General features: G+C 44.5%; 18 protein-coding genes and 2 pseudogenes. 17 read left to right on the forward strand and 3 right to left on the reverse strand.

What is annotated here, in order from left to right; genetic code table 11:
• The 8 genes from MWG26_RS07800 (at nucleotide 1) to MWG26_RS07835 (ending at nucleotide 7,956) form a co-directional block, all read left to right on the forward strand.
• A complete protein-coding gene (locus tag MWG26_RS07800) occupies nucleotides 1-957 on the forward strand; it encodes a carbohydrate kinase family protein (protein WP_025655454.1) in 957 nt (318 codons plus the stop codon).
• Between the two features lie 68 nt (nucleotides 958-1,025).
• Nucleotides 1,026-2,024, forward strand: coding sequence for a LacI family DNA-binding transcriptional regulator (locus MWG26_RS07805; protein ID WP_025655455.1), 999 nt, complete (start codon nucleotides 1,026-1,028; stop codon nucleotides 2,022-2,024).
• A gap of 15 nt (nucleotides 2,025-2,039) precedes the next feature.
• A complete protein-coding gene (locus MWG26_RS07810; RefSeq protein ID WP_025655456.1) occupies nucleotides 2,040-2,699 on the forward strand; it encodes a DUF4867 family protein in 660 nt (219 codons plus the stop codon).
• 58 nt (nucleotides 2,700-2,757) lie between these two features.
• Nucleotides 2,758-3,741, forward strand: a complete 984-nt coding sequence (locus tag MWG26_RS07815; RefSeq protein ID WP_025655457.1) for an aldose 1-epimerase — start codon at nucleotides 2,758-2,760, stop codon at nucleotides 3,739-3,741.
• Nucleotides 3,742-3,765: 24 nt separating this feature from the next.
• Complete coding sequence (locus MWG26_RS07820; RefSeq protein ID WP_025655458.1) at nucleotides 3,766-5,112, forward strand: ABC transporter substrate-binding protein; 1,347 nt, start codon at nucleotides 3,766-3,768, stop codon at nucleotides 5,110-5,112.
• A gap of 98 nt (nucleotides 5,113-5,210) precedes the next feature.
• Complete coding sequence (locus MWG26_RS07825) at nucleotides 5,211-6,053, forward strand: carbohydrate ABC transporter permease (protein WP_025655459.1); 843 nt, start codon at nucleotides 5,211-5,213, stop codon at nucleotides 6,051-6,053.
• Nucleotides 6,050-6,895 (forward strand): carbohydrate ABC transporter permease, encoded by an 846-nt coding sequence (locus tag MWG26_RS07830; protein ID WP_025655460.1) that lies wholly within the window; start codon nucleotides 6,050-6,052, stop codon nucleotides 6,893-6,895. Before MWG26_RS07825 ends, MWG26_RS07830 begins: the two co-directional genes overlap by 4 nt.
• Before the next feature lie 119 nt (nucleotides 6,896-7,014).
• On the forward strand, nucleotides 7,015-7,956 hold the full coding sequence (locus MWG26_RS07835) for an aldo/keto reductase (RefSeq protein ID WP_025655461.1): 942 nt from the start codon (nucleotides 7,015-7,017) through the stop codon (nucleotides 7,954-7,956).
• A 303-nt stretch (nucleotides 7,957-8,259) separates the two neighbouring features.
• Here MWG26_RS07835 and MWG26_RS07840 read toward each other — a convergent pair whose 3' ends face one another.
• On the reverse strand, nucleotides 8,260-8,544 hold the full coding sequence (locus MWG26_RS07840; protein WP_025655462.1) for a PI-PLC domain-containing protein: 285 nt from the start codon (nucleotides 8,542-8,544) through the stop codon (nucleotides 8,260-8,262).
• A gap of 358 nt (nucleotides 8,545-8,902) precedes the next feature.
• Between MWG26_RS07840 and MWG26_RS07845 the strand changes: the two genes are divergently transcribed.
• Both MWG26_RS07845 and MWG26_RS07855 read left to right on the forward strand, forming a co-directional pair.
• Nucleotides 8,903-9,916 (forward strand): RpnC/YadD family protein, encoded by a 1,014-nt coding sequence (locus MWG26_RS07845; RefSeq protein WP_025655463.1) that lies wholly within the window; start codon nucleotides 8,903-8,905, stop codon nucleotides 9,914-9,916.
• A 172-nt stretch (nucleotides 9,917-10,088) separates the two neighbouring features.
• A complete protein-coding gene (locus MWG26_RS07855; RefSeq protein ID WP_025655464.1) occupies nucleotides 10,089-10,625 on the forward strand; it encodes a CD3072 family TudS-related putative desulfidase in 537 nt (178 codons plus the stop codon).
• A gap of 86 nt (nucleotides 10,626-10,711) precedes the next feature.
• Here MWG26_RS07855 and MWG26_RS07860 read toward each other — a convergent pair whose 3' ends face one another.
• Entirely contained in the window at nucleotides 10,712-10,894 is a 183-nt protein-coding gene (locus tag MWG26_RS07860) for a DUF6774 domain-containing protein (RefSeq protein WP_025655465.1), read from the reverse strand.
• Between the two features lie 334 nt (nucleotides 10,895-11,228).
• On the opposite strand from MWG26_RS07860, the gene MWG26_RS07865 reads away from it, so the two are divergent.
• The 6 genes and pseudogenes from MWG26_RS07865 to MWG26_RS07890 form a co-directional block, all read left to right on the forward strand.
• Complete coding sequence (locus tag MWG26_RS07865; RefSeq protein WP_025655466.1) at nucleotides 11,229-12,050, forward strand: zinc finger domain-containing protein; 822 nt, start codon at nucleotides 11,229-11,231, stop codon at nucleotides 12,048-12,050.
• Between the two features lie 41 nt (nucleotides 12,051-12,091).
• A complete protein-coding gene (locus tag MWG26_RS07870; RefSeq protein ID WP_025655467.1) occupies nucleotides 12,092-12,835 on the forward strand; it encodes a MerR family transcriptional regulator in 744 nt (247 codons plus the stop codon).
• Between the two features lie 83 nt (nucleotides 12,836-12,918).
• Complete coding sequence (locus tag MWG26_RS07875) at nucleotides 12,919-13,653, forward strand: ABC transporter ATP-binding protein (RefSeq protein WP_025655468.1); 735 nt, start codon at nucleotides 12,919-12,921, stop codon at nucleotides 13,651-13,653.
• A pseudogene (locus tag MWG26_RS07880) lies at nucleotides 13,640-13,897 on the forward strand (ABC transporter permease); the annotation flags it as partial. The gene MWG26_RS07875 and the pseudogene MWG26_RS07880, both read left to right, overlap by 14 nt.
• An 82-nt stretch (nucleotides 13,898-13,979) precedes the next feature.
• Nucleotides 13,980-15,221 carry an IS256 family transposase gene (locus MWG26_RS07885; RefSeq protein ID WP_117441395.1) on the forward strand — a complete coding sequence of 414 codons (1,242 nt, stop codon included), beginning with the start codon at nucleotides 13,980-13,982 and terminating at the stop codon, nucleotides 15,219-15,221.
• A 167-nt stretch (nucleotides 15,222-15,388) separates the two neighbouring features.
• A pseudogene (locus MWG26_RS07890) lies at nucleotides 15,389-15,877 on the forward strand (ABC transporter permease); the annotation flags it as partial.
• Between the two features lie 162 nt (nucleotides 15,878-16,039).
• Here MWG26_RS07890 and MWG26_RS07895 read toward each other — a convergent pair.
• Complete coding sequence (locus MWG26_RS07895; protein WP_025655470.1) at nucleotides 16,040-16,606, reverse strand: MarR family winged helix-turn-helix transcriptional regulator; 567 nt, start codon at nucleotides 16,604-16,606, stop codon at nucleotides 16,040-16,042.
• A gap of 341 nt (nucleotides 16,607-16,947) precedes the next feature.
• On the opposite strand from MWG26_RS07895, the gene MWG26_RS07900 reads away from it, so the two are divergent.
• On the forward strand, nucleotides 16,948-19,176 hold the full coding sequence (locus MWG26_RS07900; RefSeq protein ID WP_025655471.1) for a HelD family protein: 2,229 nt from the start codon (nucleotides 16,948-16,950) through the stop codon (nucleotides 19,174-19,176).
• Nucleotides 19,177-19,221: the final 45 nt, after the last annotated feature.

Here is a 19,221-nt window from a genome sequence, read left to right on the forward strand (position 1 = left end):
ATGGATGTTGTAGGAGTGGGATATCCTGTACAGGATATGCTTGTTAGAATCGAGCAGATACCAAAAGCGCGTGTCCATGTCCTGTCCAAAATACTTTCTTCCAGCTGGCAGGGAGGCGGCATGGTATCTACCGGGCTGGTAGCAGCCTCTGTACTGGGCGCATCCGCAGGAATGATAGGAGTAGTAGGCGGTGATCTGTACGGTAAGGCATGTATCAATGATTTCCGGATGAACGGGGTTGACACAAGCCATCTTCTGATCGATGAAGGTGAGACAACAAATTATACTATTGTTTTGACGGAGACCTCTACTAAGGAACGCTGTTTCGTGGCAAATGACGGGAGCAAGAGAGAGCTTGCCGTGGAGGAGCTTGATGAAGCATATATCCGACAGGCAAAATACCTGCTAATCACCGAAATGGATGAGGTAAGCATCAGGGCTGCGGAAATTGCAAAGGCGAACGGTGTGAAGGTAGTGATAGATGCGGACCTGTATGAAAAAAGGACAATGGATCATATTCATCTGATCGATGTATTTATCTGTTCCGAGGAATTTTATCGGGGACTCTTCCAGGATGAGAAGTACGTCATACATTGCAGGGAAATACAGGCAATGGGTCCGGAAGCAGCAGTCGTGACTCTCGGGGACAAAGGATGCAGGGGCGTTTATGGAGATACGGTCATTGATCAGAAGGCATTTACAGATATTGAGGTTGTGGATACCAATGGTGCGGGCGATGTTTTCCACGGCGCATTCATCTACGGGATGGCACAGGGATGGGAGCCGGAGTATATTGCCAGATTTGCATCTGCGGTGTCGGCTATAAAATGCACCAGACAGGGAGGAAGAGCTGGAATTCCAGATGCTGAAACCACTAAAAAATTCCTAGAAACTGGCAGGATCGACTATACTGAAATCGACAAACGTGTAGAAATTTATAAAAATGGCTTATTTTAACTCTCTTGTTTTGCAATAATTAACGTTAATATATATAATAGAGAAAAAAGAGAGAGGAAGCAACCATAATGAATAATAGAAGAGTAACATTAAAAGATATCGCGGAAAAAACAGGATTTTCAATTAATACGGTTTCTCTGGCATTAAAAGGGCAGCGAGTCAGCGAAGAAACAAGAGATTTGATCATGAAGACAGCGGAGGAGATGGGGTATATCGGGAATGCCCTTGCAAGTTCCATGCGTTCCGGGCTTACAGGGACGATTGCCATCATTGTTGGAGATATTGCCAACCCATATTTTTCGGCTATTATAAAGGGTACGGTCAATATGCTGAGTGCGAAACAGTACAGTACAATTATTTACAATACAGAGGAGCGGGAGGACTATGAAAAAAGCAGCATCCTTTCGGCACTGCGACAGAATGTAGATGGAATTATGTACTGTCCGGTTGTAAAAGACGGGCCAAATACGGAACTGTTGAAAAAGTCGAATATTCCGTTTTTGATATTTGGAGGCGTCAGCCAGGATCCTGAAATTAATACTGTCTGCCTGGACGATGAAAAAGGCGGGTACATTGCCGCGAAATATCTTCTGGAAAGAGGGCATCGCGATATTGTATTTCTGAATGGACCGGATTATGCCCACAGCAGCAAGGAAAGACTAAACGGCTATAAGCAGGCGCTGCTAGAAGCAGGCGTGCCATACGATGAAAATAAGGTGCTGCACTGCGACTTGAAAAACGACAAGCTGATATGGGATCAGGTCAAGTACCAGCTCAGCCAGGTCTTGGATTACACGGCTGTGATTGCATACAGCGATATGACGGCGATGCGGCTATATTCATTATTGGACAGCGAAGATTTTAAGGATAAGGCGATAGGGGCTAAAGATATTGTAGGATTTGATAATGTTATGGCGACATTTCCTTTACCAATAAAGACGGCGAGCGTTGGTGCGAAAGACATTAAAATGTCGGTCGTTGCGCCCAGTCTTCTTCTGGATCTGATACACGGAAATTCACAGGGCGTGAAAAAGATTGTGTTGGATGTAAAGGTCTATGTCCCATAAAGTGAAGGAGATCGAATGGAACCGATATATCATGTGACAGACGAGAAATTTACCCGTTACGGCAGAATTCTTAGCAGCTTTCCAGTTAAACGGCTGGCAGAAAAGGCGGCAGGCTTTGACCGTACCTTTGACGGGGTGAAATATGAACGTTCAATTGCAGAACTGGAAGAGCTGGAGGAATTTCAGCATATACAGCGCTGGTTCGGCGGAGAGAGCAGGCTTCAGTGCGGACTTTGCTGGGGGCACAATGTAAAAATGAACGCAGTGGAATACCACCGTTCTTCCGAGATCAATATCGGCGCAGAAGACATGATTCTGATGCTCGGTGATCTGAGGGATGTAAAAGACAACCAATATGATTCAAAATTGCTGGAATTGTTTTTCGTACCCAGGGAGACGGCGGTAGAGCTCTTTGGGACAACGCTTCATTTTGCACCCTGCCAGACATCAGATGTAGGCTTTAGTACGGTGATCATACTGCCGGATATGACAAATGCACCTTTGAGTGAGAAAATCCGGGAGGAGATTCCGTTGAAGAAGGGAGAAGAAAGACTTTTATTCGGTAATAATAAGTGGCTGATCGCACACCCGGAATGTGATGACGCAAAAAACAGCTTTGCTTATCCGGGAGTACAGGGGGAGAACAGAACCGCTGTATGGGACGGGATAGGATAGATAACAGATTGTAAGGATCAATAGATCCTGGACTGGTAAAAAAGAAGGATGTGTACGGGTGAAGGAACAATTTTATTGTGAGACTGTGAAACATCAGGAGTATGGAGAGATTATAGTCTTAAAAAGTGAGGACAGAGAGTCAGGAAAAACGCAGAAAATATATCTTACGCCGGAATATGGCTTTAACTTGGCAAAGTATGAGGTTGATGGAGAAGACTTGATTTATACGATGCCGGATGTGTTGAGAGAGGAAGGATTTTCAGGCATTCCGATTCTTTACCCCACACCGAACCGTGTCAGGGATGCACAATTCCGATTTAAAGGGCAGAGTTATCTGCAGCAGAAAAAGGGAGAACGCAGATATTTGCACGGACTGGTTTACGATGAAAGATGGACAGCAGGCAGGCCTATGCTGACAGAGCAGGGAGCGCAGGTAAGCGCCTGGATTGACTTTGAAGAGGATAAAATCTGGTTTCAGAGCTTTCCGTGGAAGCACAGACTGACCGTTACCTGGAAACTGAAAAGCAGCGGTATCCGCCTGGAATATGAAGTCCACAACCAGGACGAAAAGGAACTGCCGTACGGATTCGCAATACACCCATATTTTCCCGTAAAAGCATATGGAGAGACAGCAGCAGTATGCGTACCGGCCAAGAAAATGTTTGAGAGTACGCAAGAGAGATTCCCTACAGGAAACATATTCGATATAACAGGTACGGAATATGACCTGTGTAAAAGCCGGATAGTTACGGAACTGAAACTAGACGACGTCTATACAGGACTTGGGAGAACAGAAAGCGAGATTCGTTATGGCAGCCACGGTCTGATTTTGTCAGCATCAGAGGAATTTAAACAAATGGTAGTCTATACGCCGGAAATGGATTTCTTCTGCCTGGAGAATCAGACCTGCATGACAGACGCGCATAATTTTTATGACAAGGGTTATAAAAACAGCGGAATTATTTTGGTCAGGCCGGGCGGCGTTCGCAGTGGATGGATAGAATTAGACAGTACCAGGACAGGAACTCTTAATGAAAAGTAAGTGTGATGAAAGGGAGGTACTAATATGAGAAGAAAAAATTTATATTCAAGAATTGCAGCGGTTGTAATGTGTGTGGCAATGAGCGCGGCTCTGGTTGTTGGATGTGGTTCAGGAACAGATTCAGACGGCGGCGGAGACAGCGGAAAATCTGATAAAGGCGGCGGTGGAAAAGTCCAGACAGTAGAGATTCTGACACAGTTTGGTGAGGCTGGCAAAAAGGCAGGGCTTGAAGCAATCAGCAAAGAAGTGGAAAAAGAACACCCGGAGTATAAATTTGAAATTATCTGCCTGTCGTATGACAAGTACGTGGAACGGCTGAAACAGGAAATGTCTGCAGGGGATCCTCCGAGCATTTTTACGGGACGCCCGAAAGAATTCCCGGAATTCGTAGAAGCGGGGCAGGTATTAGACCTTACGGATTATGATTTTATCAATGACTTTGACGAGAAACTCCGTGAAGAGGTAACGAAGGACGGAAAAGTATGGTCCGTACCTTACGATAAAGAGATTTACGGCGTATTTTACCGCCAGGAGCTGCTGGATGAGTATAATCTGGAAATCCCGACAACGAAAGAAGAATGGATTAAGGTATGCGACACCCTGAAAGAAAACGGTGTGACACCGGTTGCATTTGGCGGTGCAGATACCGATCCGTGTAACTATACACTGGAGACATTCTGGGATGCGGCATTAATCAGCGGAGGCAATACAGACGCAATCCAGAAGGTAATGGACAAAGAAATCTCAATTAAAGAGGTTCCGGAATTCAAAACTGCCCTTAAGAATGCCTATGAGATGCTGATTCCTTATATCGAAGTAAACGATATGAGTATCACAAGAGACACGGCATACGAGAATTTCTGCTCACTTGACCGCGCATTTACAATCCACGGCAATTTCTGTGCCAGCATCCTGAGAGATGGTGCACCGGACGGAGAGATCGGGATCTTTCCTCTTCCATGGAGCGATGATCCGGCAGACGCTAAGCTCCGTTATGGCGTAGACGATGCAATGATGATTGCCGCAGAGGGGAATACGGAAGCTGCGATCGCATGGATGGAATATGCAACATCAACAGACGGCCTGAGTATCTGGGCAGAGAACAGTAAATCTTATTCTGCATCTAAATTAGTTGGTGAGATTGAAAACCCGGATCCGATTAACCAGGACATTAACAAATATTTTGACGCGGGCGAATACTATTTTAAGGGCGACCTGAAATATTTTGATGGAAGTTATCTTTCAGAATGGCAGAATATGGCGCAAAAATTTTTCTCAGACGGACTGGAGGCATATGGTAAAGGACAGAATTCAGAAGAATTCGTTACAAGTTTCCTCGACGAAGTGGATTCCAGATTTTCCGCTTTCTAGCAGGAACTGGATTACGGAGCTGATGTGAGTTTACGGGGGCATCTGTCCGATGCCCCGCGTAAACAGGCAGAAATGCCCGGGAAAGGAACGGTGGAAAAGTGAAGCGGTATTGGAAAAGAGAACGGGTTTACATATTATTCCTGCTTCCCACCCTATTGTTCATGATTGTTTTCTTATACTATCCATTGATTAAAGGAATACCAATTGCCTTTACAGACTGGGATGGTTTCAGCCAGACGTCAAACTTTGTCGGCCTGGATAATTTTAAGAGGGTATTGAGAGACATCAATATCCCAAGAGATTTAAAAAACACACTATTGTTTACCGTTATAGAAACCGTTTTTTGTAATGTAATCGGTCTTGCGATGGCATTAGCAGTTAAGAAAGCAACAAGATTAAACAACTTAATGAGGACAATGTTTTTCATGCCTTTTGTAATCAGTCTTGTCTTGTCCTCCTATATGGTTCAGTATCTGATCTACCAGGTATGCCAGACATTTTCATGGACCAGCCCGCTGGCGGTGCCTAGCCAGGTTATTCCGGGGCTTGCGCTGATCGCGATTTGGAGGGATTCGGGATATTGTATGATCATATACATTGCGGCGATCCTCGGGGTGGATGAATGTATGTATGAGAGTGCTGCCATTGAAGGCGCAACAAGATTTCAGCAGTTCAAAAAGATTACGCTGCCAATGATCGTACCAGCGTTTACTGCTAACGTGACGCTGTTACTGTCATGGGGCCTGAAGCTTTTTGACTATTCTATGACAGCGGTGAAAGGTGATGCATCGGAGTCTATTAATGTATACGTATACCGGATGATTTTCCCGGGGTACCAGGCCGGGTATGGGCAGGCGGTTGCGCTGCTGTGGCTGGTTGTTGTATTTATCATTACGAACTTTGTATCAAAAACGCTGCGAAAGAGGGAGGTTGAACTATGACCAGAAAAAGACGTCTCTCTGCAATTACCCAGAATACTTTTAAAATATTGATTTTGATCGTTTTTATGAGCCCGTTTTACGTGGCCCTGAATTACGCTTTAAAGACAAAGCAGGAAATTGCCCAGACAGGCCTGGCATGGCCTGAGGCATTCCACTTTGAGAATTTTACAGAAGCAATACGCCAGACTTATGTTGCAGGGATGCCTTTCTTTAAGGTGCTGATGAATACAGTTGCTGCAACAGTAGTGGGAACGATTGTTATTGTATTTATCTCGGCCATGGCGGCCTATTCCATTGCTAGAAGGAAAGGAAAAATATATTCCCTGTGCTATACACTGATGGTTGTTACGCTGCTTGTCCCGATTCAGGCATACATGTTCCCCTTGTATGATGAACTCAGGGCCATGGGACTGCTGAATACAACGCTCGGGTTTATATTTGCAAAGGTAGGGGCGCAGGTAGGATACAGCGTCATCATAACGACAGGATTTGTAAAAAATATTTCGGTTGAAATAGAAGAAGCCGCTTTGATCGATGGCGCCAGCATTCTGAAAATGTTTGTGAAAATTGTAATGCCTCTTTTAAAACCAATTTTCATGACGTCCATAGTGATTAATGCGTTGAGTATATGGAATGATTTTGGACTGGCATTTATTATACTGACAAAACCGGCAAACTATGTTCTGCCATTACTCCAGTTCACATTCATCACGTCAAATACATCCATGCTGAATCTAGCGTTTGCTTTATTCCTTCTGACAATGCTGCCGATTCTGATTCTTTATCTTTTTCTTCAGAAATATATCGTCAGCGGCATCATGCTTGGATCTGTTAAGGGATAGTAAATGCAGAGTGTGAGCATTAAAGTGATTCTGTATCCGTGAATATAGGCGCGGCATGTACGGAACGAAAAGAAACGTATTTAGTATAAGATAACAATATGAAAACAGGAGTGAAGAATATGAGAAAAATTAGGTTAGGCGGTGCGCTGGAGGTTTCGGCGGTTGGCCTGGGGTGTATGCGCATGGAAGATATGGAAGCGGCTGATGTGCGCAAGGTAATTGAGACGTCATGTGAAGCCGGCATTACATTTTTTGACCATGCGGACTGCTATGGATTTGGAAAATCAGAATCTGTATTCTCCGAAGCTATGGAGGCAGCAGGAATAAAAAGAGAAGATGTGGTTCTGCAGTCCAAATGCGGGATCAAAAAAGGACGCGGCCGATATCCATTTTGCAAGCAATATTATGATTTCTCGAAAGCGCATATTATCGAGGCAGCAGACGGGATACTGAGCAGGTTGAAAACGGATTATTTGGATATCCTACTTTTACACAGGCCGGATACACTGGTTGAGCCGGAGGAGGTTGCAGAAGCATTTGACATTCTGGCATCTAAGGGAAAAGTACGTTACTTTGGCGTGAGCAATGAGTCTCCGGCGCTTGTGAAACTGCTGCAAAAGGGACTCAACCAGCGTCTGATAGTTAATCAGCTTCAGTTCAGCCCGGCTCACGCGTGGATGGTGAACCAGCAGATTTATATGAATATGAATGAGGAACAGTCGGTTGGGCGCTCATGCGAGATCCTGGAGTACTGCCGAGAGAAAAATATCACAATACAGGCTTGGTCTCCGTTCCAGCACGGATTCTTTGAAGGGACATTTTTAGGCAATGACAGGTATCAGGATTTGAATCTGGTGCTCAATGATCTGGCAAAGGAAAAAGGAGTGACACCGGAGGCGGTCGTTATCGCATGGATCATGAGGCATCCGGCAACGATTCAGCCGATCATAGGAACGATGAATCCGCAGAGAATCCAGAATATTGCGGCGGCAGCAGAGATGGAGATTACACGGGAAGAGTGGTATGAGATATACAGTGCGGCGGGGAATGTATTGCCGTAGGTCAGGCGGCTGAAAGGGGCGCAGAATAAAGGGATAGGCTCCTGGAATGCAGAACCGATGACATCCCAGGAGTCTGAACTTTTAAAACAACAACTCAGATAAAGAATCCAGAGAGAGGGGATCCTGGCGGGATTCTATATAATATTCGGTCAGAAGCAGATTACCTGTAATAATTCCGTTTACCAGGTATATCAGATTTTTGTCTATGGTATCATTTGAATTCGCAGTCCATCCATACACTTTTTTATCCTGTATCCTGATAGCATTCGTAATATCTATGGATAGTGAGGTCGTTTCCAGACATTATCCGTCAATATAGTCAATGTCAAAGTCTCTCGAATAGAGCAGGGGCGTAATATAAACGGTTTCTATTCTGGGTTCCAGTTCTTTTACTTTTTCCAGCACCTGAAGGTTCATGGAGGCAATCGCACACTGGTGAAGCATATCGTACCTCTTGATCAGTTCAAGCGTCTGCCTCTCCAGGATGCCTTTCTGCTCATGGCCTGTCAGCTTCAGTTCAATCATCAGATGTATCTTATTTTTTGCATGTTTCAGCTTTATCTTTAACTTCTCTGAAAAGATTTCCAAAAAATTTCTAAAGAAAAATCTTATTTTATTTCCATATCCCAGTCAACATTCAAGGCAGAGTGGTTGCACTGCTACGCCCTTTAAGGGGCATAACTATTTAACACAGGGGGCGCGTTTTTGAATTCTACTGACAATAGACTGGCGCTTAAGTGATTATTATGCTAAGATATTTTAAAAGCATGAATATATTTCTAAAACTTCTAAACGGGCAACCCCGGATCTGGTATCATTTCTAATGACAGATATCAATGCAAGAAATCTCAATGCTTTGGATTCCAATTTAAACAGCAGAGAGGTTTCAGTAATAGCTATTTGGGGTAGAAGGAGCCTCCTGCATAATTACGAAGGAGGCAGATATATGCAGAAAGATGTACAAAACAAAGAAACAGCGCAACGGCAAGAACATGGGGCGGTTAATGAAAACGCCAGCGGGATGCATGCAAAACGTACCTACAAATCCAGACTTTTTGAAATGATATTTAGTGAGAAGAGGGCATTACTTGACTTGTATAACGCAATGAATGGAACGGAGTATAATGATCCTGAACTACTGGAAATTAATACTCTGGAAAATGCAATTTACATGTCAATGAAGAATGACCTGTCGTTTATAATCGACTCCCGTCTGACATTATATGAGCATCAGTCTACATTCAGTCCGAACTTACCGCTGAGATGCCTGATGTATGTGTCGGATTTATATTCGGTCATGACAAGAGATGAAAACTTATATGGAACGAAGACCATACAGATCCCAACTCCAAGGTTTGTGATCTTTTACAACGGGACTGAAAAAATGGAGGATATCAAGGTATTAAGGCTGTCTGATGCCTTTACGGTACCTGAACAGGAGTATGCTCTTGAGTTGACGGCAGTTATGTTAAATATAAATCCAGGACACAATACAAAACTATTAGATACGTGCAAGACACTAAAAGATTATTCAGAGTATGTGTCGAGGGTAAGGGAATATGCCGGCAGTATGGGCCTTGAGGCTGCAGTGGAACTGGCGATCACGGAATGTATCAGAGAAAATATTCTGTCGGAATTTCTTAGTAAGAATAGAGCGGAGGTGAAAAGCGTGAGTATCTATGAATATGATGAGGAAAAACATATGCGGCAGGTGAAAGAAGAAGGGTTCCAGGAGGGGCATCAGAGGGGGATAGAGGAAGGACGCCAAAAAGGGTTACAGGAAGGGCATGAAAAGGGCGTACAGGAAGGTCATGAAAAGGGCGTACAGGAAGGAATACAGGTATTGATTGAGTTTTGCCGCGAGGTGAAATTTTCCAGGGAAAAGACGAAAGCGAAGGCGGCAGAGAAATTCAGCCTGGAGCCGGCAGAGGCTGAAAAGTACATGGAGAAGTTCTGGTAAAATCCTGACGGCGGATGGGGATGCGATAGGAAAGGGACAGTATTGAAAGCATGAAAAAGAGGGAACCTGTGGATAAGAGTAGAAAAATATTTAGCTATAGATTGGCCCTCCGTTTCCCACCACCTGCAGATACTGAAAGATGCAGGGACTGTTAATATGAGAGGAGTATTCTATGTTTACGGATATTAGAAGTCAAAAAGTGGTTTTTATAGCACATTGCCTGTTGAATCAGAATTCTATATCAGATGGTACTGCAGTGTACCCTGCTGCTTTCAAAGATATGATACAAATGTTTCTTGATGCAGATGTGGGAATCGTTCAGATGCCGTGTCCGGAGCTCTGCTGTCTGGGGCTGGACAGGGGAAACATACGGGGAGCGGACAGCCCCGTTGTAGTAGAAAACACCCGGATCCGGAGAGAGATGCAGAAGACAGATACGTATGATAAGCTGACGTACCTTGTAGATTACGTGATGCGGCAGCTTATGGAGTACCAAAAATATGGATTTCAAATTCTCGGAATCATAGGAGCGAACCGTTCTCCAAACTGCGGCATAGAGACGACTTCCGAGTGTAATCAGGAGACGGAAGGAATGGGTTTGTTCATGGAGGCGCTTAGCAGACGGCTTGCAGCAGAGAATCTGAGCATTCCTATGCTGGGGATAAAAGGCTCTGACAATGTGGCGGAAAAGGTAAAACTACTTTTATAAAGAGACTTGTTCTGAAACAATAAGGCAAATATAAAACTACTAACCAATGCACGAAGAGTTAGTAGTTTTTTCACACAGAAAAATACCTATATATTAGAAACGGACTGGTCATCACATGGACAATTGGCTTCATTTACCAGAATTGTTGCCAGTGTATCCCCAAGCTGCGAAAAGATGGCGGCCAGCATTTCGAGTTCCTCCGTAGAGCAGTTTTTTGAGAGAAAACATGCAATGGATGATATATAAGTAACGAGTTCACAGGAATTCATATTAGTCACCTCCATATATATACTATGCATGGACGTCATAATAAGTGAGAGCCCTAAATCAGATTAAATGCGGCAGCCGCTGCATTACTGTTAAAAACGCCATATATAAGTATAGTAAGAATGTGATTTATAATGGCGTTAACCTGCTCTATGTAGTATAATTTTCGTATCACATCTTAAATAAATCTCTCAGAACGTCAGATAACGGACTTCTGGCCCCTCTGCACATTGAGGCGGTCTGGCAGATGAGAAACGGCCTGTTTGATGAGCTGGAAGAGCAGGGGAGAGCGACTCTCTGGTTCCGGTATCAAAACATGGAAAGGAGGAATGGAGTATGCTTGAGCTGCCGGAGGTATTAACGACAGCATCGCAGTTAAAAGATGCGACTGCAGGAAGAACTGTCAGCGAAGTTCTGCCGCCTACCAAAGTACACAGATTTTGCTGGTATAACGGGGAACCTGCTGCATATAATACGGTCTTAAAAGGAAAGAAAATTAAGTCGTCAGAGGGATTTGGGATTTTTGCCGAAATCATCTTTGAGGAGGGATACAGGCTTTGTTTTAACGACGGTGTGAATGTCCGCCTGATACCCCGGGAAAAAGTTCCTAAAAATTATCAGCTCTTAATCGCGTTAGACGACGGCATGGCACTGGTATTTACAGTAGCTATGTATGGGGGCATGATTGTCCACAGGGGAGACTATGCTGATGAATACTATGAGAAAAGCAGAAATGCTGTTTCTCCTTTTTCTGATGAATTTAAGATTTACTTTTATGACATGATAAAAAGGTGTAAGCCGGTGAGCAGTGTAAAAGCACTGCTTGCAACGGATCAGCATTTTCCGGGAATAGGGAATGGAGTTCTGCAGGATATTCTGTTCGAGGCGGGGATCCATCCTAAGAGAAAGCTGCAGGCACTGGGCGAAGAGGAGAAGCAGAGATTGTTTTCCTGCACGGTCAGCGTGCTGACGGCGATGGCAGAGCAGGGCGGCCGTGATACGGAGAAAGATCTGTTTGGTAATCCGGGAGGATACCGGACAAAAATGTCAAAGAACACGTGGAAGGAACCATGCCCGGTCTGTGGCGGGGCTATCAACAAAGAAACCTATATGGGGGGATCGGTCTACTACTGTCCGGTATGTCAGCCGCTGGATTGAAAATCATCGGAAAAAGGCTATTTTTTTAAAGAGGAAGACAGATGACGAAATATAAAACAGCAGAAGTTGCAGCAATTATAGGAATCCATCCCAATACGGTGCGGCTGTACGAAGAACTGGAACTGATACCGAAGCCTAGGCGGCAGCCCAACGGGTACCGCATTTTTACCGATGTTCATATCGAACAACTCAGGCTTACCCGCCTTGCCTTTCAGATTGAGGTACTGCAAAATGGCCTGCGGAAAAAAATCATTCAAATGGTAAAGGTATCGGCCGGTGGGGATTATGATACGGCCGCCGCACTTACGCAGGAATATTTAAAACAGGTGCGTCAGGAGAGGAAGAACGCAGAAGAGGCCGTAGAGCTGGTCAAACAGATTCTACTGGGAAAGCCCTGTGAAAATAAGCGCTTTTTAAAGAGGAAAGAAGTGTCCAGGTATCTGGACATTTCGATGGACACTCTGCGGAACTGGGAGATGAACGGCTTATTGAAGATCCGGCGCAGAGAAAATGGATATCGGGTTTATACGGACGAAGATATACGGCGGCTTAAAATAATCCGCTCCCTGCGGTGCGCAAACTACTCTTTGGAATCAATCCTGCATATGCTCAGCCTGTTATCAGAAAACCCGGATCTTGATATTGGAGGCGCACTTAATACACCAAAGGAGGACACAGACATTATCGCAGTATGCGATAAGCTTATGACCTCTCTCTCAGAGGCAGAACAGAATGCGCTGAAAATACTGGATATGCTGCAGAAAATGAAAAATAAATTTTCATAACCCTCCACTTTACCACCAATGTTTTGATTGGTGGTATTCTTTTGCAGTAAAAAGCACCCTAAAAAAGAAATGGAGGTAATAACATGCAGGAAGTAATCAAAGTCAGGCAGCTTACAAAATCTTATCATAATCTGCCTGCGGCAGACAACGTAAGCTTTTCTGTGAACAAAGGCATGGTGTTCGGACTGCTCGGGGCCAATGGCGCAGGGAAGAGTACAACGATCGAATGTATCTTAGGCACAAAGAAAGCAGACAGGGGCGAGATCTCCGTTTTGGGAATGAATCCACTGACAGACCGGAAAAAGCTGTTTGAAAAAGTTGGCGTTCAGTTCCAGGAGACCAGCTGTCAGGAACAGATCACAGTGGACGAGCTCTGTGAGGTGACTGCGTCTTTATACCACAATGCTGCGGATCCAGCGAAATTACTCGAAAGATTTGGTATCTCGGACAAGAAAAAAAGTCTGGTAAAGGATTTATCAGGAGGACAAAGACAACGCCTGTTCATTGTCCTTGCGCTTATTCCGAATCCGGAGCTTGTATTTTTGGACGAACTGACAACCGGGCTTGATGCCAGGGCACGCCGTGAAGTTTGGAAAATTCTTTCCATATTAAAAGAAAAAGGCTTAACCATTCTATTGACGTCTCATTTTATGGATGAAGTGGAAGCACTATGTGACCAGATCTGTATTTTAAAAAAGGGAAAAATCGTGTTTTACGGAACCGTATCCGAAGCGGTTCAAACCAGTCCGTATGACAAGTTTGAGGACGCGTATCTTTGGTATTCAGACGGGGAGGAAGAGGCAGATGAAGACTTTTAAGACAATGCTGAAAACGGAGTTGAAGTTATCATTACGGGGAATGGATATGTTCATATTTGCCATATGTGTCCCTCTTGTTGTGTTGATCATTCTGGGCATTATTTACGGAAACAAGCCAGCCTTTGCCGGAGCAGAGTATTCCTTTCTGGAACAATCATTCGGCGCACTCACGACAATCTCAATCTGCGCGGGTGGTGTGATGGGACTACCGTTAGTAGTATCAGACTATCGCAGCCGGCATATCCGAGCATGTGAAAAAGTTTCTGTAAATAAGGATTTATGTGGTCTTCTATGATAAAATAAAAAATCATAGGAGGCCTTTTATTATGGCGAGAGAAAAGAAACCGGTACACAAAGTACAAATGACAGATGGAAAGCGAAACATTATTCATCAGCTTCTGCAGGAATACGATATCCAGTCAGCAGAAGACATTCAGGATGCCCTGAAGGATCTGCTTGGCGGTACCATCAAAGAAATGATGGAAACAGAGATGGATGAACACCTGGGCTATGGAAAGTCAGAACGTTCTGACAATGACGATTACCGCAATGGCTACAAATCCAAGCGTATTAACAGCAGCTATGGCAGCATGGATCTCCAGATTCCTCAGGATCGGAAGTCCACTTTCGAACCACAGGTAGTCAAAAAACGGCAGAAGGATATCTCTGATATTGACCAAAAGATCATCTCTATGTATGCCAAAGGCATGACCACACGGCAGATTTCTGATACACTGGAGGATATTTACGGCTTTAAGGCTTCAGAAGGCTTTATCTCCGATGTTACCGATAAGATCATGCCTCAGATTGAGGACTGGCAGAACCGTCCTCTTTCAGAGGTATATCCGGTGCTCTACATTGATGCCATCCACTACTCCGTCCGTGATAATGGTGTCATCCGCAAACTTGCGGCTTATGTGATTCTCGGGATTAATCAGGATGGACGGAAAGAAGTCCTGACCATAGAGGTTGGTGAAAATGAAAGTTCCAAATACTGGCTGTCTGTTTTGAATGGCCTGAAAAACCGGGGAGTAAAAGACATTTTGATTATCTGTGCTGACGGGCTGACCGGTATCAAAGAAGCAATCGCAGCTGCATATCCAAAGACGGAATATCAGCGCTGTATCGTGCACCAGGTTCGTAATACAATGAAATATGTGTCAGACAAAGACAGAAAGCCATTTTGTGCAGATCTTAAGACCATCTATCATGCAGCAACGGAGGAGAAAGCGCTAGAAGCCCTGGAACGTGTCACTGAAAAATGGAGCGAAAAATATCCCAATTCCATGAGAAGCTGGAAGCAGAACTGGGATGCCCTTTCCCCGATTTTCAAGTTTTCAGCAGTGGTCAGAAAGGTCATTTACACGACCAACGCCATTGAGAGCTTGAATGCCACCTACCGCAAGCTAAACCGTCAGAGAAGTGTATTTCCAAGCGATACAGCTCTTTTGAAAGCGTTGTACCTGTCTACATTTGAAGCTACAAAGAAATGGTCAATGCCTATCAGAAACTGGGGTCAGGTCTATGGAGAGCTAAGCATCATGTATGAGGGGCGGCTACCAGAATAAGTCCTTTTAAGCAATCTGCTACAGGCGGATTTTTCCGCCTGCTCTTGACATGCAACAGCATGTGCTGTTATATATAAACCAAGGGCTGAAAGCCCAACTAAGAACTTTCAGCCCACCTGTTATCATAGAAGATCAGCATTTACAGACTTTTCTTCACACGCTCGCATATCCTAAAGCGTTACAAAGTAACGCCCATCAGCCCCGCGCTGATCCTGCTGGTACAGGTAGCCATCTATACAATATACGCAGTGCTTTCCCTTTTGCTGTTGTTCCTTGCAGCTAAATGTTTCTTTGGATATCAGTTCCGTGGCTCAATTTCCGGCTTTCTGGGCGGATATATTTTAGTCATAATTTCTATCTTCAGCATAGGCATGATGGTAGGAGGCATAGCACCCAATACAAAAATGGCCGGAGTCATTGCAAGCATACTCTATTTTCCAATGTTAATATTTTCAGGGGCAACGCTTCCCTACGAGGTCATGCCTCCGGCACTGCAGAAAGCAGCCGATCTTTTACCCATGACTCAGGGGATCAAACTGCTCAAAGCGGCATCTCTAGGTATTAAAAGCGAAACAGTCCTCCTTTCGGTAATCGTAATGATACTTATCGCTGCCGTCTGCATCGGAATCTCATTAAAATTCTTCAAATGGGAATAGAGGCTGTAGAAAATAGGTTTGTTAACACAACCATGAAAAAACCGCCCATACAGCAAATTACCAGTTGGGCGGCTTTTTCATGCGAAACAGAGCATCCCTCCTCCTGCAGTTTTACTGCAGACCGGCTCATCAGAGCGTGAGTTACGGGATGCCCTTGAGTTTTCAATCTTCTGCAGGCGCCGTAAGCTTTTCCAGAAGAGCAAGCAAAGACATCTTTTCGTCCTCACTCAAATTATGAAACAGAAACTGCATCTGCTCAGCCTGTTCATCCTGAACCTCAAAAGCCCTGGCTTTTCCCTTTTCCGTCAGAAAAATAAGCGTGGCCCTCTTATCACTCTCATCCACCCGTCTCTCCAGATATCCATCTGATTCCAGCTTATAAATCAATTCAGACATAGAAGAAGGATTAATTCCCAGCTCTTTTGCAATCTGCTTCTGCCGTATGCCATCCTCATGTTCCAGAATAATCCTTAAAACACGTTCCCTGCCAAGGGGCCCCTTTCGATCCGGGGGCCCCTCATGCAAAGGCCCACGTCCCAACCCCCTCATCTCAGAATGAGGAGGCTCAGGAGGTCCCGGATGCCTGAAATGCTCCCCATGAAAACCAGGCCCGCCGAATCCCGGCCCTCTGCCATCATGTCCCCGATGCCCGCCCGGCCCGTCCGGCCGCATATTCCTAAAAAACAGCGTCAACTTCTCAAACAACAACTCATCAATCGTTTTTTCCATAACGAAACATCTCCTTACAATATTTATTCCGGTACCGTAATATTATGATAGCACACACATATCCATGTGTCAATATATTTCGGTGCCGAAATAAAAAATGCAAAATTCCCCCCATTTTTATCACAGAATGTAAACACATCTTCAGCCAAAAGCCAAACATGCCCCCGCTCCCCATCTCAGACAGGCGTCCCCCTTTAGCCAATTCTTAAATCCCCTCATTCTCAATTTTCCCCCTATTTTTATAAGGTGATTTGTGGTAAACTTACCCCAATGGCATAGTTCGCAGGAATCCAGCAGGGTAAGAGTTTCCCTGCTGATTTTATATGAAAGGTGATATTTGAATGGAATACAAACAGTCTGAACTGGAATTTGAGAATCATAGATTCGAGGATACAAAGGCGCTGGCACTGAAACAGCTGGAACGTGCCCGTAAGCGCAATGAGGAAAACAAATCGGATATTATAAAAGCCAAGAAGGAAATGCGTGATAACACGTCTCACTCGATACCGGACCTCTGGTCCTCGGATGGTTTTGAGGCGCTTGCCGAACTAAGTCAGGATATGAATTTTGTGACGGATAAGATTGTGGCCTATGAGGAAATGGAACATAAAATATCTTTGCTGGAGAAGATCATAAAGTCACCTTATTTTGCCCGGATTGATTTTAAATTCGAGGGGGAAGACGATTTCGAGAAAATCTATATAGGACGCGCTTCTCTAAAGGAAGAAACATCGCATGAAATGTATATTTATGACTGGAGATCACCCATTGCCAGTGTTTTCTACCGCTTCCTGACCGGTAAGGTTTTTTATGATGCGCCTGCTGGCCGGATTGCAGGCGAGGTAAACCTGAAGCGGCAGTATGAGATTCGTGACGGGAAGCTGGAATATTTTTTTGATGCGGATGTACAGATCGTCGATGAATTTCTGCGGCAGCTGCTGTCCAGAAACACTTCCACCAAGATGAAAGCAATTGTTGAGACAATACAGCGGGAGCAGGATCTGGTTATCCGGGATATGGAAAATGATTTGATGATGGTGCAGGGTGTTGCGGGAAGCGGAAAAACTTCGATTGCGCTGCACCGGGCCGCATATCTGATGTATCAGGGCCTTTCGGGAAGGCTGGCGGCAAATAATATCTTGATTATCTCGCCCAATTCCCTGTTTGAACACTACATCTCAGAGGTACTGCCGGAGCTGGGGGAAAGTAATGTTGTCTCCATCGTATTCGAAGATATCCTTGCCTCCGTCCTGAAGACAAAACGCATCCAGTCCAAGAATAAATTTCTGGAGAATCTGATTACAAGCAGGGAATACCATAAGATAATAAAAAGCAGCATTGAGTTTAAAACTTCTCTTCAATTCCTGGATATTTTAAACCAGTTTATCAAAGATCTGCCACATAAGTGGATTGAGTTTGAAGATGTGTACTATGAGGATAAGTGTATTGTGAGAAAAGAGGCTTTGCGCAATAAAGTACTGGGCAGAGAAGAAACTCCCCTGGGAATTAAGCTTAAGCAGCTCGAAGGTATTATTCTGGACTTAATCCGTGATTCAAATAAGGGAAGAATCCGGAAAGCGGAAAAGATAATGATCAAGCAGGAGATTCAAAAATTTACGGAGCCTGATCTTTTCAGCCTCTACCAGAAACTGTTCTGCGATAAAGCATACTTCCGCAGTCTGTCGGGAGATTCACTGGCCTGCAGCAGCCTGGACGAGATACTGGATTATACACAGGAAAATTTGGATACCGGTTATTTATATTACGATGATGCCATTGCCCTGGCATATTTACATCTGAAAATGAACGGAGCAGGCAGGTATTCGCAGAGAGACCCCCAGAACGCATATTCTGCAGCAGGGGGAGCAGAGGGCGGCAGGATCAGGTATCAGGACATCAAACAAGTGGTAATAGATGAAGCACAGGACTATTATCCTCTTCAATATGAGATCTTTCACCTGTTGTTTTCTAACTCCAAATTCACAATTCTGGGAGATATTAACCAGACGCTGGAAAAACAGGAGAACCTGTCTCTATATGAACAGATAAGGAATATCCTGAATATGAGAAGATCCTCTCTGATAACCATGGATAAGAGTTTCCGATGCACGAATGAGATATTGAACTACAGCCTGAAATTTATTGAACACAGGCCAGAAATTAAAAGCTTTAACCGTAAAGGGGATGAGCCGGAGATTCATATGGCCGGCAGTCAGAGGGAGCTGGACGCTATGATTGCCGATGAGGTCGATTTCTGCCTTGAGAACGGATACCGGTCCATTGGGCTGCTCTGCAAGAGTGAGAAAAATGCCCGTGACTTGTTTGAAAGCCTGAGGGACAGGATGGAGATTCAGCTGATACAGGAGGGGAGCATGCCGAAGCTTGTGGGAGGATTTGTCATGCCTGTCTATATGTCAAAAGGGCTGGAGTTTGATGCGGTTCTTATATGCGATGCCAACCTGGAAAACTACAGCAGCAAAGAAGATAAAAACCTCTTATATATCGCATGTACAAGAGCCCTTCATCGTCTCGGGGTATTCGGCATCGGAGAGGCAAGCCCATTACTTTAAAATTCTGGATATGGAGATCGGCTTCAATACAATAGAGTGGTGAAG

Source organism: Faecalicatena contorta, assembly GCF_022835095.1.
Lineage (GTDB): Bacteria > Bacillota > Clostridia > Lachnospirales > Lachnospiraceae > Faecalicatena > Faecalicatena contorta.

Bases quoted from the DNA above. Each gene is read 5' to 3' on its own strand.
- MWG26_RS07820 (WP_025655458.1), top strand. From the start codon at position 3,766: ATGAGAAGAAAAAATTTATATTCAAGAATTGCAGCGGTTGTAATGTGT.
- MWG26_RS07860 (WP_025655465.1), bottom strand. From the start codon at position 10,894: ATGAATTCCTGTGAACTCGTTACTTATATATCATCCATTGCATGTTTT.
- MWG26_RS07835 (WP_025655461.1), top strand. From the start codon at position 7,015: ATGAGAAAAATTAGGTTAGGCGGTGCGCTGGAGGTTTCGGCGGTTGGC.
- MWG26_RS07800 (WP_025655454.1), top strand. From the start codon at position 1: ATGGATGTTGTAGGAGTGGGATATCCTGTACAGGATATGCTTGTTAGA.
- MWG26_RS07810 (WP_025655456.1), top strand. From the start codon at position 2,040: ATGGAACCGATATATCATGTGACAGACGAGAAATTTACCCGTTACGGC.
- MWG26_RS07875 (WP_025655468.1), top strand. From the start codon at position 12,919: ATGCAGGAAGTAATCAAAGTCAGGCAGCTTACAAAATCTTATCATAAT.
- MWG26_RS07895 (WP_025655470.1), bottom strand. From the start codon at position 16,606: ATGGAAAAAACGATTGATGAGTTGTTGTTTGAGAAGTTGACGCTGTTT.
- MWG26_RS07805 (WP_025655455.1), top strand. From the start codon at position 1,026: ATGAATAATAGAAGAGTAACATTAAAAGATATCGCGGAAAAAACAGGA.
- MWG26_RS07885 (WP_117441395.1), top strand. From the start codon at position 13,980: ATGGCGAGAGAAAAGAAACCGGTACACAAAGTACAAATGACAGATGGA.
- MWG26_RS07845 (WP_025655463.1), top strand. From the start codon at position 8,903: ATGCAGAAAGATGTACAAAACAAAGAAACAGCGCAACGGCAAGAACAT.
- MWG26_RS07855 (WP_025655464.1), top strand. From the start codon at position 10,089: ATGTTTACGGATATTAGAAGTCAAAAAGTGGTTTTTATAGCACATTGC.
- MWG26_RS07830 (WP_025655460.1), top strand. From the start codon at position 6,050: ATGACCAGAAAAAGACGTCTCTCTGCAATTACCCAGAATACTTTTAAA.
- MWG26_RS07870 (WP_025655467.1), top strand. From the start codon at position 12,092: ATGACGAAATATAAAACAGCAGAAGTTGCAGCAATTATAGGAATCCAT.
- MWG26_RS07865 (WP_025655466.1), top strand. From the start codon at position 11,229: ATGCTTGAGCTGCCGGAGGTATTAACGACAGCATCGCAGTTAAAAGAT.
- MWG26_RS07900 (WP_025655471.1), top strand. From the start codon at position 16,948: ATGGAATACAAACAGTCTGAACTGGAATTTGAGAATCATAGATTCGAG.